At 51.4% G+C, this 13329-nt stretch carries 15 protein-coding genes and 1 other RNA gene; 8 read left to right on the forward strand and 8 right to left on the reverse strand.

Annotated features, from left to right (window positions below; genetic code table 11):
- Positions 1-104: 104 nt before the first annotated feature.
- The 5 genes from rplS to ffh all read right to left on the reverse strand — a co-directional run bounded on the left by rplS (position 105) and on the right by ffh (position 3696).
- A complete protein-coding gene (gene rplS, locus ACIPDS_RS05445; RefSeq protein WP_166515901.1) occupies positions 105-452 on the reverse strand; it encodes a 50S ribosomal protein L19 in 348 nt (115 codons plus the stop codon).
- 41 nt (positions 453-493) lie between these two features.
- On the reverse strand, positions 494-1261 hold the full coding sequence (trmD, locus tag ACIPDS_RS05450; protein WP_062779243.1) for a tRNA (guanosine(37)-N1)-methyltransferase TrmD: 768 nt from the start codon (positions 1259-1261) through the stop codon (positions 494-496).
- Between the two features lie 30 nt (positions 1262-1291).
- Positions 1292-1840, reverse strand: coding sequence for a ribosome maturation factor RimM (rimM, locus tag ACIPDS_RS05455; RefSeq protein WP_166515934.1), 549 nt, complete (start codon positions 1838-1840; stop codon positions 1292-1294).
- A gap of 18 nt (positions 1841-1858) precedes the next feature.
- Positions 1859-2107, reverse strand: coding sequence for a 30S ribosomal protein S16 (rpsP, locus tag ACIPDS_RS05460; RefSeq protein ID WP_166515900.1), 249 nt, complete (start codon positions 2105-2107; stop codon positions 1859-1861).
- A gap of 224 nt (positions 2108-2331) precedes the next feature.
- Positions 2332-3696, reverse strand: coding sequence for a signal recognition particle protein (gene ffh, locus ACIPDS_RS05465; protein ID WP_166515899.1), 1365 nt, complete (start codon positions 3694-3696; stop codon positions 2332-2334).
- A gap of 213 nt (positions 3697-3909) precedes the next feature.
- Between ffh and ACIPDS_RS05470 the strand changes: the two genes are divergently transcribed.
- Entirely contained in the window at positions 3910-4701 is a 792-nt protein-coding gene (locus tag ACIPDS_RS05470) for an inner membrane protein YpjD (protein WP_166515898.1), read from the forward strand.
- Between the two features lie 16 nt (positions 4702-4717).
- Positions 4718-6004 (forward strand): HlyC/CorC family transporter, encoded by a 1287-nt coding sequence (locus ACIPDS_RS05475; RefSeq protein WP_166515897.1) that lies wholly within the window; start codon positions 4718-4720, stop codon positions 6002-6004.
- A 43-nt stretch (positions 6005-6047) separates the two neighbouring features.
- Here the strand turns inward: ACIPDS_RS05475 and grpE are convergent, their stop codons facing one another.
- Entirely contained in the window at positions 6048-6641 is a 594-nt protein-coding gene (gene grpE, locus ACIPDS_RS05480; protein WP_400733549.1) for a nucleotide exchange factor GrpE, read from the reverse strand.
- A gap of 121 nt (positions 6642-6762) precedes the next feature.
- Between grpE and nadK the strand changes: the two genes are divergently transcribed.
- The 3 genes from nadK (at position 6763) to bamE (ending at position 9873) form a co-directional block, all read left to right on the forward strand.
- Positions 6763-7641, forward strand: coding sequence for an NAD(+) kinase (nadK, locus tag ACIPDS_RS05485; protein WP_062779271.1), 879 nt, complete (start codon positions 6763-6765; stop codon positions 7639-7641).
- A gap of 85 nt (positions 7642-7726) precedes the next feature.
- On the forward strand, positions 7727-9388 hold the full coding sequence (gene recN / locus ACIPDS_RS05490) for a DNA repair protein RecN (RefSeq protein ID WP_400733553.1): 1662 nt from the start codon (positions 7727-7729) through the stop codon (positions 9386-9388).
- A gap of 146 nt (positions 9389-9534) precedes the next feature.
- Entirely contained in the window at positions 9535-9873 is a 339-nt protein-coding gene (gene bamE, locus ACIPDS_RS05495) for an outer membrane protein assembly factor BamE (RefSeq protein WP_166515894.1), read from the forward strand.
- A gap of 67 nt (positions 9874-9940) precedes the next feature.
- Here the strand turns inward: bamE and ACIPDS_RS05500 are convergent, their stop codons facing one another.
- Together ACIPDS_RS05500 and ACIPDS_RS05505 are read right to left on the reverse strand one after the other, a co-directional pair.
- On the reverse strand, positions 9941-10237 hold the full coding sequence (locus tag ACIPDS_RS05500) for an RnfH family protein (RefSeq protein WP_400733557.1): 297 nt from the start codon (positions 10235-10237) through the stop codon (positions 9941-9943).
- Positions 10227-10664 carry a type II toxin-antitoxin system RatA family toxin gene (locus ACIPDS_RS05505; RefSeq protein WP_400733560.1) on the reverse strand — a complete coding sequence of 146 codons (438 nt, stop codon included), beginning with the start codon at positions 10662-10664 and terminating at the stop codon, positions 10227-10229. The genes ACIPDS_RS05500 and ACIPDS_RS05505 overlap by 11 nt, the downstream gene beginning before the upstream one ends.
- Before the next feature lie 151 nt (positions 10665-10815).
- Between ACIPDS_RS05505 and smpB the strand changes: the two genes are divergently transcribed.
- From smpB to ACIPDS_RS05520, 3 genes are all read left to right on the forward strand, one after another.
- Positions 10816-11298, forward strand: coding sequence for an SsrA-binding protein SmpB (gene smpB, locus ACIPDS_RS05510; RefSeq protein ID WP_166515891.1), 483 nt, complete (start codon positions 10816-10818; stop codon positions 11296-11298).
- A gap of 175 nt (positions 11299-11473) precedes the next feature.
- Positions 11474-11836, forward strand: a transfer-messenger RNA (tmRNA) gene (gene ssrA, locus ACIPDS_RS05515).
- Positions 11837-12039: 203 nt separating this feature from the next.
- Positions 12040-13281, forward strand: coding sequence for an integrase (locus tag ACIPDS_RS05520; protein ID WP_400733564.1), 1242 nt, complete (start codon positions 12040-12042; stop codon positions 13279-13281).
- Positions 13282-13329: the final 48 nt, after the last annotated feature.

Below are 13329 nucleotides of genomic sequence, written 5' to 3' on the forward strand. Positions count from 1 at the left end.
TAAATGATTTATCAGTCAGATGTTAACGAGAGGTGCTTTAGAAGATAAAAAAAGGGCCAGCCTTTCGGCCAGCCCCTTCTAACAGGATGTCGCTTGCGCGAATCTTAGTTAAGACGCTCTTTGATACGAGCAGACTTACCAGTGCGCTCACGCAGGTAGTACAGTTTAGCTTTACGTACAGCACCACGGCGTTTAACAGCAATGCTGTCAACTACTGGAGAGTGAGTCTGGAAGACACGCTCAACGCCTTCGCCGTTGGAAATTTTGCGAACAGTGAATGCAGAGTGCAGACCGCGGCTACGAATAGCGATAACCACGCCCTCAAATGCCTGCAGACGTTTTTTGGAACCTTCAACAACCCATACTTTCACTTCCACGGTATCACCCGGACGGAATGAAGGTACGTCCTGCTTCATCTGTTCGTCTTCAAGTTGCTTAATAATGTTGCTCATAATTTAATCTCTTATCCTGGGTAAACTGATATTTGGGGGTCTTAAACCAGCCCATCATGTTTATGTTGCTGTTGTGCGTGTTCCTGTTTGAACTCCGCCAGCAACCTTGCTTGCTCTTCAGTCAGAGCCAGGTTTTCCAGAAGTTCAGGTCTTCTAAGCCAGGAGCGGCCCAGCGACTGCTTCAAACGCCAGCGACGTATCTCGGCATGGTTCCCCGACAGCAGAACTGGCGGTACTTCCATCCCTTCTAACACTTCAGGGCGAGTATAGTGTGGACAGTCCAACAATCCATCAGCAAACGAATCTTCGATTGCTGAAGCTTCATGACCCAGAACTCCCGGAATAAACCGGGAAACAGAGTCGATCAGCGTCATTGCCGGTAACTCACCACCGCTGAGAACGTAATCGCCAATTGACCATTCTTCGTCAATCTCGGTCTGAATCACGCGCTCATCTATGCCTTCGTAGCGACCACATACCAGAATCAGCTTTTGATTCGTGGCCAGCTCGCTGACGCCTGCTTGATCAAGCTTGCGTCCCTGAGGTGACAGATAAATCACCTTCGCGCCTTCACCTGCCGCGGCTTTTGCTGCATTGATGGCGTCCCGCAAAGGTTGCACCATCATTAACATCCCCGGTCCGCCGCCGTAAGGACGATCGTCCACGGTACGGTGCCGGTCATGAGCAAAGTCACGAGGACTCCAGCTCTGGATGTTCAGCAGGCCATTTTTTACTGCCCGGCCAGTTACCCCGTAATCGGTAATTGCGCGGAACATTTCAGGAAACAGGCTAATTATGCCAATCCACATAGCGCCGTCTTTTACCGTTTATCCGGAGGTTTAAAAACCAGGATCCCAATCTACTTCGATAGTACGAGTAGTGAGATCGACTTTCTTGATAACCTGCCCATCGAGGAACGGTACGAGACGTTCCTTGATGCCAAATGCATCTTTCAGGTTTGCCTTAATGACGAGAACGTCATTCGACCCGGTTTCCATCATATCGATGACTTTACCGAGACCGTAGCCTTCTGTGGTCACTACCTGGCAGCCCATAAGGTCTTTCCAATAGTAGGTTCCATCATCCAGCGCCGGCAGCTGCGATGAATCGACGATAATTTCGCAATTCGTCAGCAGATTCGCGGCATCGCGATCGTCAACGCCTTTCAGCTTAATGACGATATCCTGATTGTGGTAGCGCCAGCTTTCCAGCTCAACGGTCTGCCACTGACCCGCCTTCTGGATTAACCAGGGCTGATAGTCAAAAATGCTTTCGGCGTCCTCGGTGGAGGAAAACACTCTGAGCCAACCACGGATACCGTAGCAAGAACCCATTTTGCCCAATACGATCGGATCAACAGGTGCTTTTGCGGCGAGTTGTTTGCTCATCATGACCACCGTGACAGATTAAGCTGCTTTGTTAGCGGCTTTGATCAGCGCTGCTACGCGATCGGAAACAGTAGCGCCCAGGCCAACCCAGTGAGCTACACGATCCAGATCCAGGCGAGTGCCTTCTTCTTTTTCGCTTGCCAGCGGGTTGAAGAAGCCAACGCGCTCAATGAAGCGACCGTTACGTGCGTTACGGCTGTCAGTGACAACAACCTGGTAGAACGGACGCTTTTTAGCGCCGTGACGTGCTAAACGAATAGTTACCATAACATCCTCTTGTGTGAATAGAACAACCGGGCCCCATCGAGGGAGGGGGCCCGGTGTCATATTAAAAGCCCGAAAATTTTACTCATTTCTGGGGGAATTGCAATCAACATCTGTCTTTTACCGCACGATAACCGGGGCGTTACCGTAATAGACAGCGTTAAGTCGATGTGTTTGTCAGCTCCGGGGTATGCAGTTCATGAGCCTGCACACCCCGGCCAAAGGGATTAGCGACCCGGGAATCCTGGGGGCATCATGCCTTTCATGCCGCGCATCATTTTCATCATGCCGCCTTTCGACTTCATCTTCTTCATCATGCGCTGCATATCATCAAACTGCTTGAGCAGACGGTTAACGTCCTGAACCTGCATGCCGCAGCCCTGAGCGATACGACGCTTGCGGGAACCCTTGATGATTTCCGGCTTCGCGCGCTCTTTCAGCGTCATCGAGTTGATGATCGCCTCCATACGCACCAGCACCTTATCGTCCATCTGGGATTTGACGTTGTCTGGAAGCTGCCCCATGCCCGGCAGTTTGCCCATCAGGCTCGCCATGCCGCCCATGTTTTTCATCTGCTTGAGTTGGTCTAAGAAGTCGTTCAGGTCGAAACCGTCACCCTTCTTAAGTTTAGTCGCCAGCTTTTCAGCCTGTGCGCGGTCAACCTTGCTTTCGATATCTTCGATAAGCGACAGCACGTCGCCCATGCCGAGGATACGGGAGGCGATACGATCGGGATGGAACGGCTCCAGCGCTTCGGTTTTTTCACCGACGCCGAGGAACTTGATTGGCTTACCGGTAATGTGACGAATTGAGAGCGCCGCACCGCCGCGCGCATCACCGTCGACCTTGGTCAGCACCACGCCGGTCAGCGGCAGCGCTTCGTTGAAGGCCTTAGCGGTATTTGCCGCATCCTGACCGGTCATCGCATCGACCACAAACAGGGTTTCAACCGGCTTAATCGCCGCGTGAACCTGCTTGATTTCATCCATCATCGCTTCGTCAACGTGCAAACGACCGGCGGTATCCACCAGCAGCACGTCGTAGAATTTCAGCTTCGCTTCTTTGAGCGCCGCGTTAACGATGTCGATAGGCTTCTGGCCAACGTCTGACGGGAAGAAATCAACGGCAACCTGCTCAGCCAGAGTTTGCAGCTGTTTGATCGCCGCTGGACGATAAACGTCGGCAGAGACAACCAGCACCTTCTTCTTGTGCTTCTCACGCAGGAATTTACCCAGCTTCGCAACGCTTGTGGTTTTACCCGCACCTTGCAAACCCGCCATCAGCACAACGGCTGGAGGCTGAGCGGCCAAATTCAGACTCTGGTTCTCTTCGCCCATCGCCGAAACCAGTTCGCTACGAACGATTTTGACGAATTCCTGGCCCGGCGTCAGGCTTTTGTTTACTTCGTGACCAACCGCTTTTTCTTTTACGCGATTGATAAAATCACGCACTACCGGCAGCGCAACGTCAGCCTCCAGCAGCGCCATACGCACTTCGCGCAGCGTCTCTTTGACGTTCTCTTCAGTAAGGCGTCCACGGCCACTGATGTTGCGCAGCGTGCGCGACAAACGATCGGTTAAATTATCAAACATTGTCTCTCGCCTGGGGTGGAAACGGTGAGTCGCTAACGCGACCAAAAAACGGAAATTTGCGGGAGTATAACACGACACAGAGCGAGTTGTGAGGCTGCGGTTGACACTGACGTCACGTAACGCAACACATGCTGGCTATGCGCCTGATACAACTCGAAGGAATTTGCGTATATACTGCATCTCTTTCTTCTATTTGACGACCGCCGACACTTTATGCCTGTTTTTGCCCTGCTCGCGCTTGTTGCCTACTCCATCAGCCTTGCGCTGATTATCCCCGGTCTGCTGCAAAAAAACAGCGGCTGGAGGCGTATGGCTATTCTCTCCGCCACCGTCGCGTTGGTGTGCCATGCGTTTGCGCTGGAGGCGCGTATTTTGCCGGGCGGTGAGGCTGGGCAAAATCTCAGCCTGCTAAACGTCGGTTCACTGGTGAGCCTGATGATCTGTACGGTGATGACCATCGTCGCCTCACGGAATCGCGGCTGGCTGTTGTTGCCCATCGTTTATGTGTTTGCGCTGATTAATCTCGCGTTCGCTACCTTTATGCCCAATGAATTCATCACTCATCTGGAGGCCACTCCGGGGATGCTGGTGCATATTGGCCTGTCGCTGTTCTCCTATGCCACGTTGATTATCGCCGCTTTATACGCGCTACAGCTGGCGTGGATAGACTATCAACTGAAGAACAAAAAGCTGGCGTTCAGTCATGAAATGCCGCCCCTGATGGTTATCGAACGCAAAATGTTTCACATCACCCAGGTTGGCGTCGTACTGCTGACCCTCACGCTCTGCACCGGTCTGTTTTACATGCATAATCTCTTTAGCATGGAAAATATTGATAAGGCCGTCCTTTCTATCATCGCCTGGTTTGTCTATATCGTATTGTTGTGGGGCCACTATCATGAAGGTTGGCGCGGACGTCGAGTCGTCTGGTTTAACGTGGCTGGCGCCGGCATCCTGACCCTTGCCTATTTCGGTAGCCGTATCATCCAACAATTTGTGAGTTAAGGACTAAGGACTTCTCTTGGAACATATTTCAACTACCACGCTGATCGTCACATTGATCATCATGGTGGTCATCTCCGCCTATTTCTCCGGTTCTGAAACCGGCATGATGACGCTTAACCGTTACCGTCTGCGGCATCTGGCAAAACAAGGGGATCGCCGGGCTCGTCGCGTCGAGAAGCTGCTGAAAAAGCCTGACCGCTTAATCAGCCTGGTGCTTATCGGCAATAACCTGGTCAATATTCTGGCTTCTGCGCTGGGGACGATTGTCGGCATGCGCCTGTATGGCGATGTGGGTGTGGCGATTGCTACCGGGGTCCTGACCTTCGTGGTGCTGGTTTTTGCGGAAGTTCTGCCGAAAACCATTGCCGCGCTCTACCCGGAGAAAGTCGCCTATCCCAGCAGCTTCCTGCTGGCACCGCTGCAAATTATCATGATGCCGCTGGTGTGGCTGCTTAACATTATTACCCGCATCCTGATGCGTATGATGGGCATCAAAACGGATATCACGATTAGCAGCGCCCTTAGCAAAGATGAACTGCGCACTATCGTGAACGAATCGCGCACGCAAATCTCGCGCCGTAATCAGGACATGCTGCTTTCGGTTCTGGATTTAGAAAAGGTGAGCGTTGACGACATTATGGTGCCGCGCAACGAAATCGTGGGCATCAACATCAATGATGACTGGAAATCCATCGTCCGCCAATTGACGCACTCTCCACACGGCCGCATCGTTCTGTATCGCGATTCCCTGGATGACGCCATCAGCATGCTGCGCTTGCGCGAAGCCTACCGCCTGATGACCGAGAAAAAGGAGTTCACTAAAGAAGTGATGCTCCGCGCGGCGGATGAAATCTACTTTGTGCCTGAAGGCACCCCGCTGAGCATCCAGTTGGTCAAGTTTCAGCGCAATAAGAAAAAAGTCGGCCTGGTAGTGGATGAGTACGGCGATATCCAGGGGCTGATTACCGTCGAAGATATTCTGGAAGAGATCGTCGGCGACTTTACCACCTCCATGTCCCCTTCCCTTGCTGAAGAAGTTAATCCGCAGAACGACGGTTCGGTCATTATCGACGGTGGCGCCAATATTCGTGAACTCAATAAAGCCTTTAACTGGCATCTGCCGGAAGATGAAGCGCGGACGGTTAACGGTATGATTGTGGAAGCGTTAGAAGAGATCCCAGCGGCAGGTACGCGGGTGCGTATCGCGCAATACGATATCGATATTCTCGACGTGCAGGATAATGTGATTAAGCAGGTTCAGGTGAGCCCAATAAGGCCGCTTCGCGAAAGCGTGGCGGAATAATCAATCCCCTCTCCCCTGGCGGGGAGAGGGTTAAAGGCAAAGGTTAGCCCTTCGCCTTTGCAACGGAAACCATCGCCGCGCGAATGGTACGACCGTTCAGGGTATAGCCTTTTTGCATCACCATCAGCACGTTGCCAGCAGCAACTTCGTCAGACTCTACCATTGCAATAGCCTGGTGAACGTTCGGGTCCATCGGAACGTTAGTATCCGCAACGACCTGCACGCCAAATTTCGCCACTACATCCAGCATAGACTTACGGGTCAATTCGATACCTTCAATCATCCCCGCCATTGCTTCATTGTCTTTGTTGGCAACTTCCAGGGCGCGATCCAGGCTATCCAGCACCGGCAGAAGTTCGTTGACGAATTTCTCCAGCGCGAATTTGTGGGCCTTCTCGACGTCAATCTCAGTACGACGACGCAGGTTTTCCATTTCTGCCTTCACGCGCAGTACGCTTTCGCGTTCGCGGGTTTCGGCTTCCGCTAACTGCGACTCAAGGTTCGCAATTTTTTCGTCGCGCGGATCCACCTGCTCAGCAGAAGCGTTTGGTTCAACCGCCTCAACTTCTTCGTGCTGATCCATGATAATTTCTTCCGGGGATTGCCCCTCAGGCGTTTTCTGTTCTTTACTACTCATGAATTTCTCCGCGTTTTTTCACAATCATCTCGCTAACCTGGATTATTATGGGGATCAGATTCCAGGTTTCAAGGGAAGCTCTCACATTGTCACCAATCTTCGGCACAAGGACATTCAGAAAATGAACAATCATTTCAAGTGTATCGGTATTGTAGGACACCCGCGGCACCCGACGGCCCTGACGACACATGAAATGCTCTATCGCTGGCTTTGCACCAAAGGCTACGATGTGATTGTTGAGCGCCAGATAGCCCAGGAGCTAAAGCTTGATAACGTCAAAACCGGTACGCTGGCGGAAATAGGCCAGAAAGCAGACCTCGCCGTTGTTGTCGGAGGGGACGGCAATATGCTCGGGGCTGCCCGCACGCTTGCCCGTTACGACGTGAGCGTTATCGGTATTAACCGTGGCAACCTGGGCTTTCTGACCGACCTCGACCCGGATAATGCTCACCAGCAGCTTGCCGACGTTCTGGAGGGCAATTACATCGCCGAAAAACGTTTCCTGCTGGAAGCGCAGGTTTGTCAGCAAAATTGCCAGAAACGCATCAGCACCGCCATTAATGAGGTCGTGCTACACCCAGGCAAAGTTGCGCACATGATTGAATTTGAAGTCTATATCGATGAGACCTTTGCCTTCTCGCAGCGCTCTGACGGGCTGATTATCTCAACACCTACCGGCTCAACGGCCTACTCACTTTCGGCGGGTGGCCCAATTCTCACGCCATCACTCGATGCCATTACGCTGGTGCCGATGTTTCCGCACACGCTGTCGGCGCGTCCGTTGGTGATAAACAGCAACAGCACCATTCGCCTGCGCTTCTCCCATCGTCGTAACGATCTGGAAATCAGCTGTGACAGCCAGATTGCGCTGCCTATCCAGGAGGGCGAGGATGTCTTAATTCGCCGCAGCGAATACCATCTCAACCTGATTCATCCTAAAGACTACAGCTATTTCAATACATTAAGCACTAAGCTCGGATGGTCAAAAAAGTTATTCTAAATTTAACTTAGCCTCTTTACTGTATAAAAAACCAGTCTATACTGTATGAAAAACCAGTTATGTATTTTCATACAGGAAAGCGGCTATGTTGGCACAACTGACCATCAGTAATTTTGCGATTGTTCGTGAACTTGAGATCGACTTCAACAGTGGCATGACGGCAATCACCGGGGAAACCGGTGCCGGTAAATCTATTGCTATTGATGCGCTTGGTCTGTGCTTGGGTGGCCGCGCCGAATCTGACATGGTGCGTGCTGGTGCCAGCCGTGCAGACCTCTGTGCTCGCTTCGCATTAAAAGACACCCCCGCGGCATTGCGCTGGCTGGAAGAAAACCAACTAGAAGATGGCCGCGAGTGTCTGCTGCGCCGCGTAATCAGCAGCGACGGCCGTTCCCGCGGTTTTATCAACGGCACCGCTGTCCCTCTCTCGCAGCTTCGCGAACTGGGGCAATTGCTTATCCAAATCCACGGGCAGCACGCGCATCAGCAACTGGTGAAACCTGAGCATCAAAAAAGCCTGCTTGATGCCTATGCCAGCGAAAGTGACCTTGCGCAGAAAATGGCAGAGCATTATCGCCTGTGGAATCAAAGCTGCCGCGATCTCGCCATGCATCAGCAGCAGAGTCAGGAACGCATCGCCCGTGCCGAACTCCTGCAATATCAGCTTAAAGAACTGATTGAGTTTCACCCTTTGCCGGGGGAATACGAACAAATTGATGAAGAATACAAACGCCTCGCCAACAGCGGGCAGTTAATCACCACCAGCCAGCACGCCTTAGCGATTCTGGCCGACGGCGATGACGTTAACCTGCAGAGTCAGCTTTACACCGCCCGCCAGCTTGCCGGTGAGCTGGCCAGTATGGATGGAAAGCTTTCCGGCGTACTCGATATGCTGGAAGAAGCGGCCATTCAGTTAAGTGAAGCCAGCGATGAACTGCGCCACTATTGCGATCGTCTCGACCTTGACCCAAACCGACTGTATGAACTTGAGCAGCGTCTGTCTAAGCAAATCTCGCTGGCGCGTAAGCACCAGATCTCACCGGAAGCACTGCCGGAATATTACCAGTCGTTGCTGGACGAACAGCAGCAGCTTGATGACCAAACGGATTCGCTTGAGACGTTGAAGCTCTCCGTTGCGCGCTACCATCAAATGGCGCTTGAAACGGCCCAGCAGCTACATGCCCAGCGTCAGGCAAGCGCGAACGAATTAGCACAGCTCATTACCGACAGTATGCATATGCTCTCTATGCCGCACGGTGTTTTTGATATCGACGTCCGCTTTGAAGAGCAGCATCTGACGGCAGAAGGTGCAGACCGCATTGAATTCCGCGTCACCACAAACCCAGGACAGCCACTGCAAGCCATCGCCAAAGTCGCCTCTGGTGGTGAACTGTCACGTATTGCCTTAGCCATACAGGTGATTACTGCACGTAAAATGGAAACTCCGGCGCTTATTTTCGATGAAGTCGATGTCGGGATTAGCGGCCCTACCGCTGCGGTAGTGGGTAAACTGCTGCGTCAGTTAGGCGAATCGACGCAAGTCATGTGCGTCACCCACCTGCCTCAGGTAGCGGGTTGCGGACACCACCATTTCTACGTCAGTAAAGAAACCGATGGTGAAATGACCGAAACGCACATGCAGCCGCTCGACAAACGCGCTCGTCTGCAAGAACTGGCACGTCTTCTTGGTGGCAGCGAAGTCACGCGAAACACCCTTGCGAATGCGAAAGAGTTGCTGGCTGCATAAACTTTTTGGGTTTCCGGGAGTCTCAGTTCACAATAAAACGCCGTAAGACCCGATCGCAAAGGTTTCCAAGTCACGTCAGGTCTATTATCATCGGCATATACTTATGAGCCGCGTACTGTTCGGGCACGAAAAGGAATCAAATCACTATGCGCTGTAAAACGCTGACTGCCGCCGCAGCGGTTCTTCTGATGATGACTGCAGGCTGTTCCACTCTGGAGCGAGTGGTTTACCGTCCTGATATTAGTCAGGGGAACTACCTGGTACCTAACGATATTGCCAAAATCCATACCGGCATGACGCAACAACAGGTTGCCTATACTCTGGGCACACCAATGATGACCGATCCGTTCGGCACCAGCACCTGGTTCTACGTTTTCCGCCAGCAGCCAGGGCATGAGAAAGTCACTCAGCAAACGCTGACCCTGACCTTCAACAGCAGCGGCATTCTGACAAACATTGATAACAAGCCGAATCTGACCAAGTAAGATCAGCGGCGACAAAAAAAGCGCTCAATGAGCGCTTTTTTATTATCTGAACAGCTGGCGGTAAGGACTATTCTTTTTCTTGCGCCGACTTCTCAGCGCGCTTACGCCGCAGCTCTTTCGGGTCAGCAATTAGTGGGCGATAAATCTCAACCCGATCGCCGTCGTGAACAACGTCCTGTAACTTAGCCGGACGGCTATAAATACCGACCTTATTTTTATCGAGGTCGATATCATCACGCAGCGCCAGCAGACCGCTTGCCAGAATGGCCTGCTCAATCGTCGCGCCTTCCTCGAGCGTCACCCGCTGCAAATACTGTTTTTGCGGCAGCGCATAAACCACTTCAACGGCAATGTTACCCGGCACTGTAAACCTCTCTGGCACGCATAGTGAATGCTTGCACCATGTTCAGCGCCAATTCTTTAAAGATGCGACCAAATGCCAGCTCAATGAGCTTATTGGTAAATTCAAAGTCGAGCTGAAACTCAATCTTGCAGGCATCCTGACTCAACGGCGTAAATTTCCAACCGCCGATCAATTTTTTGAACGGGCCATCGACCAGATGCATAAGGATGCTCTGGTTATCGGTTAACGTATTGCGCGTGGTAAAGGTTTTGCTGATACCCGCCTTAGAGACATCGACCGCCGCCGTCATTTGCGTCGGCCCCGACTCCAGAACACGGCTGCCAGTACAACCGGGAATAAAATCCGGGTAGGCATTCACATCATTCACCAGTTGATACATTTGCTCTGCGCTGTACGGAACCAGTGCAGTACGGCTAATCTGAGGCATAGCAATTTCCATGATCGAACACGACGTAAATAGTATCATTTATCTACTGTTAAAAAAAACGGACACTGTCTATATCATGCTAAGATAACCTATTACGCCTCGCGGGAGCTTGAGGCTATCTTTATCAGATAAGCGATAATTTCAGGATAATATGACAAAGAAAAAAGCACACAAACCTGGATCAGCCACCATTGCGCAGAACAAGCGCGCCCGCCACGAATACTTTATTGAAGAAGAGTTTGAAGCGGGTCTCGCTCTCCAGGGCTGGGAAGTCAAATCCTTGCGTGCCGGTAAAGCCAACATTGGCGATAGCTACGTCATTCTAAAAGATGGCGAAGCCTATCTGTTTGGCGCTAACTTCACGCCGATGGCGGTGGCCTCCACCCACTACGTATGCGACCCAACCCGTACGCGTAAGCTGTTACTGAATAAGCGCGAGCTGGATAACCTCTACGGTCGCATTAACCGCGAAGGTTACACCGTCGTAGCGCTTTCTCTGTACTGGAAGAACGCCTGGTGCAAAGTCAAAATCGGTGTCGCCAAAGGTAAGAAACAGCACGATAAACGTGATGACGTTAAAGATCGTGAATGGCAGGTCGACAAAGCTCGTATTATGAAACACGCTGGACGTTAAGCCGTATTTTGTTGGTCATTGAATCAACATTAAGCTGTTACGAACGCACAAGGCGTCACAGAATGATGCCCGGTACGGCTGTATGGGTAATAAACGCACAGCTAACGGCTTGTTGAGGCACGTTTTTCACTGGTAACGAATAACGTAACTCTGTTATACTTGATGTAACGCTATTGGGGCTGATTCTGGATTCGACGGGATTTGCGAAACCCAAGGTGCATGCCGAGGGGCGGTTTGCCTCGTAAAAAGCCGCAAAAAAATAGTCGCAAACGACGAAAACTACGCTTTAGCAGCTTAATAACCTGCTAAGAGCCCTCTCTCCCTAGCTTCCGCTCTTAAGACGGGGATAAAGAGAGGTCAAACCCAAAAGAGATCGCATGGATGTCCTGCCTGGGGCTGAAGTGCTAAAACTAATCAGGCTAGTTCGTTAGTGGCGTGTCTGTCCGCAGCTGGCGTGCGAATGTAAAGACTGACTAAGCATGTAGTACTGAGGATGTAGTAATTTCGGACGGGGGTTCAAATCCCCCCAGCTCCACCAAAATTCTCCATCGGTGATTACCAGAGTCATCCGATGAAGTCCTAAGAGCCCGCACGGCGCAAGCCCTGCGGGCTTTTTTGTGCCCTCAATTTGTTCCGCGAAGTCCGAAGAGAACTAATTAAATCCGAACCTTTTAGGCCCATTGATAGGCCCAACGAAAACAATAGAGCTTTTCGTTGGGCCTAAACGCATGGAGACTCCCCATGGCAAGAAAAACTAAGCCGTTAACCGATACGGAAATCAAAGCCGCCAAACCTAAAGATGCCGATTACCAGCTGTATGACGGCGACGGGCTTACTCTGCTAATCAAGGCCAGCGGTAGTAAGCTCTGGCAGTTCCGTTACTATCGCCCTCTGACCAAGCAACGAACCAAACAGAGCTTCGGTGCCTACCCTGCCGTCTCACTTTCTGATGCGCGTAAACTCAGAGCTGAATCTCGAGTTTTACTGGCGAAAGACATTGATCCGCAGGAACATCAGAAAGAACAGGTAAGAAATTCTCAAGAGGCCAAAACCAACACTTTCCTGTTAGTCGCCGAACGTTGGTGGAATGTGAAGAAAGCCAGCGTAACAGAGGACTATGCCGACGATATCTGGCGCTCGCTTGAGAGAGATGTTTTCCCGGCAATCGGTGATATCAGTGTCACTGAGATTAAGGCTCATACTCTGGTTAAAGCAGTTCAGCCGGTTCAGGCAAGAGGTGCATTAGAGACTGTTCGCCGCCTTTGTCAGCGTATTAACGAAGTCATGATTTATGCGCAGAACACAGGCTTGATTGATGCAGTTCCCAGCGTAAACATAGGGAAAGCGTTCGAGAAACCGCAGAAGAAAAACATGCCTAGTATCCGCCCGGATCAACTACCACAACTAATGCAGACTATGCGCACGGCAAGTATCAGCCTGTCCACACGATGCCTGTTCATGTGGCAGCTTCTCACCATTACACGCCCTGCCGAAGCTGCTGAAGCTCGATGGGATGAGATCGATTTTGATGCTAACGAATGGAAAATTCCAGCAGCTCGAATGAAGATGAATCGGGACCATACAGTTCCATTATCTGATGGAGCTCTCACTATTCTGGAATTGATGAAGTCACTCAGTGGTGGCCGGGAGTTTATCTTTCCCAGTCGCATCAAACCAACCCAGCCGATGAATAGCCAAACAGTGAATGCAGCGCTCAAACGTGCTGGCTTAGGAGGCGTACTCGTATCACACGGTTTACGTTCTATCGCTAGTACGGCACTCAATGAGGAAGGATTTCCGTCTGATGTTATTGAGGCAGCATTGGCTCATGTAGACAAAAATGAGGTACGTCGCGCTTACAACCGCAGCGATTACCTTGAACAGCGTCGCCCAATGATGCAGTGGTGGGCTGATTTTGTGATAGCTGCGGATCGTGGAAGTACGATTGAAGGTGGGATGAAAGGAATGCGATTGGCTGGATAATGATTCACTCTACCTACGTAATTATAAATAGCGTCCGATTAGACGCTA

Source organism: Kluyvera sp. NPDC087067, from assembly GCF_044745165.1.
Classification (GTDB): Bacteria; Pseudomonadota; Gammaproteobacteria; order Enterobacterales; family Enterobacteriaceae; genus Kluyvera.

Excerpts from the sequence above, each read along its gene's own strand:
- ACIPDS_RS05505 (WP_400733560.1), bottom strand. The coding sequence starts at position 10,664 with ATGCCTCAGATTAGCCGTACTGCACTGGTTCCGTACAGCGCAGAGCAA.
- ACIPDS_RS05520 (WP_400733564.1), top strand. The coding sequence starts at position 12,040 with ATGGCAAGAAAAACTAAGCCGTTAACCGATACGGAAATCAAAGCCGCC.
- rpsP (WP_166515900.1), bottom strand. The coding sequence starts at position 2,107 with ATGGTAACTATTCGTTTAGCACGTCACGGCGCTAAAAAGCGTCCGTTC.
- grpE (WP_400733549.1), bottom strand. The coding sequence starts at position 6,641 with ATGAGTAGTAAAGAACAGAAAACGCCTGAGGGGCAATCCCCGGAAGAA.
- bamE (WP_166515894.1), top strand. The coding sequence starts at position 9,535 with ATGCGCTGTAAAACGCTGACTGCCGCCGCAGCGGTTCTTCTGATGATG.
- rplS (WP_166515901.1), bottom strand. The coding sequence starts at position 452 with ATGAGCAACATTATTAAGCAACTTGAAGACGAACAGATGAAGCAGGAC.
- smpB (WP_166515891.1), top strand. The coding sequence starts at position 10,816 with ATGACAAAGAAAAAAGCACACAAACCTGGATCAGCCACCATTGCGCAG.
- ACIPDS_RS05470 (WP_166515898.1), top strand. The coding sequence starts at position 3,910 with ATGCCTGTTTTTGCCCTGCTCGCGCTTGTTGCCTACTCCATCAGCCTT.
- ffh (WP_166515899.1), bottom strand. The coding sequence starts at position 3,696 with ATGTTTGATAATTTAACCGATCGTTTGTCGCGCACGCTGCGCAACATC.
- trmD (WP_062779243.1), bottom strand. The coding sequence starts at position 1,261 with ATGTGGATTGGCATAATTAGCCTGTTTCCTGAAATGTTCCGCGCAATT.
- rimM (WP_166515934.1), bottom strand. The coding sequence starts at position 1,840 with ATGAGCAAACAACTCGCCGCAAAAGCACCTGTTGATCCGATCGTATTG.
- nadK (WP_062779271.1), top strand. The coding sequence starts at position 6,763 with ATGAACAATCATTTCAAGTGTATCGGTATTGTAGGACACCCGCGGCAC.
- recN (WP_400733553.1), top strand. The coding sequence starts at position 7,727 with ATGTTGGCACAACTGACCATCAGTAATTTTGCGATTGTTCGTGAACTT.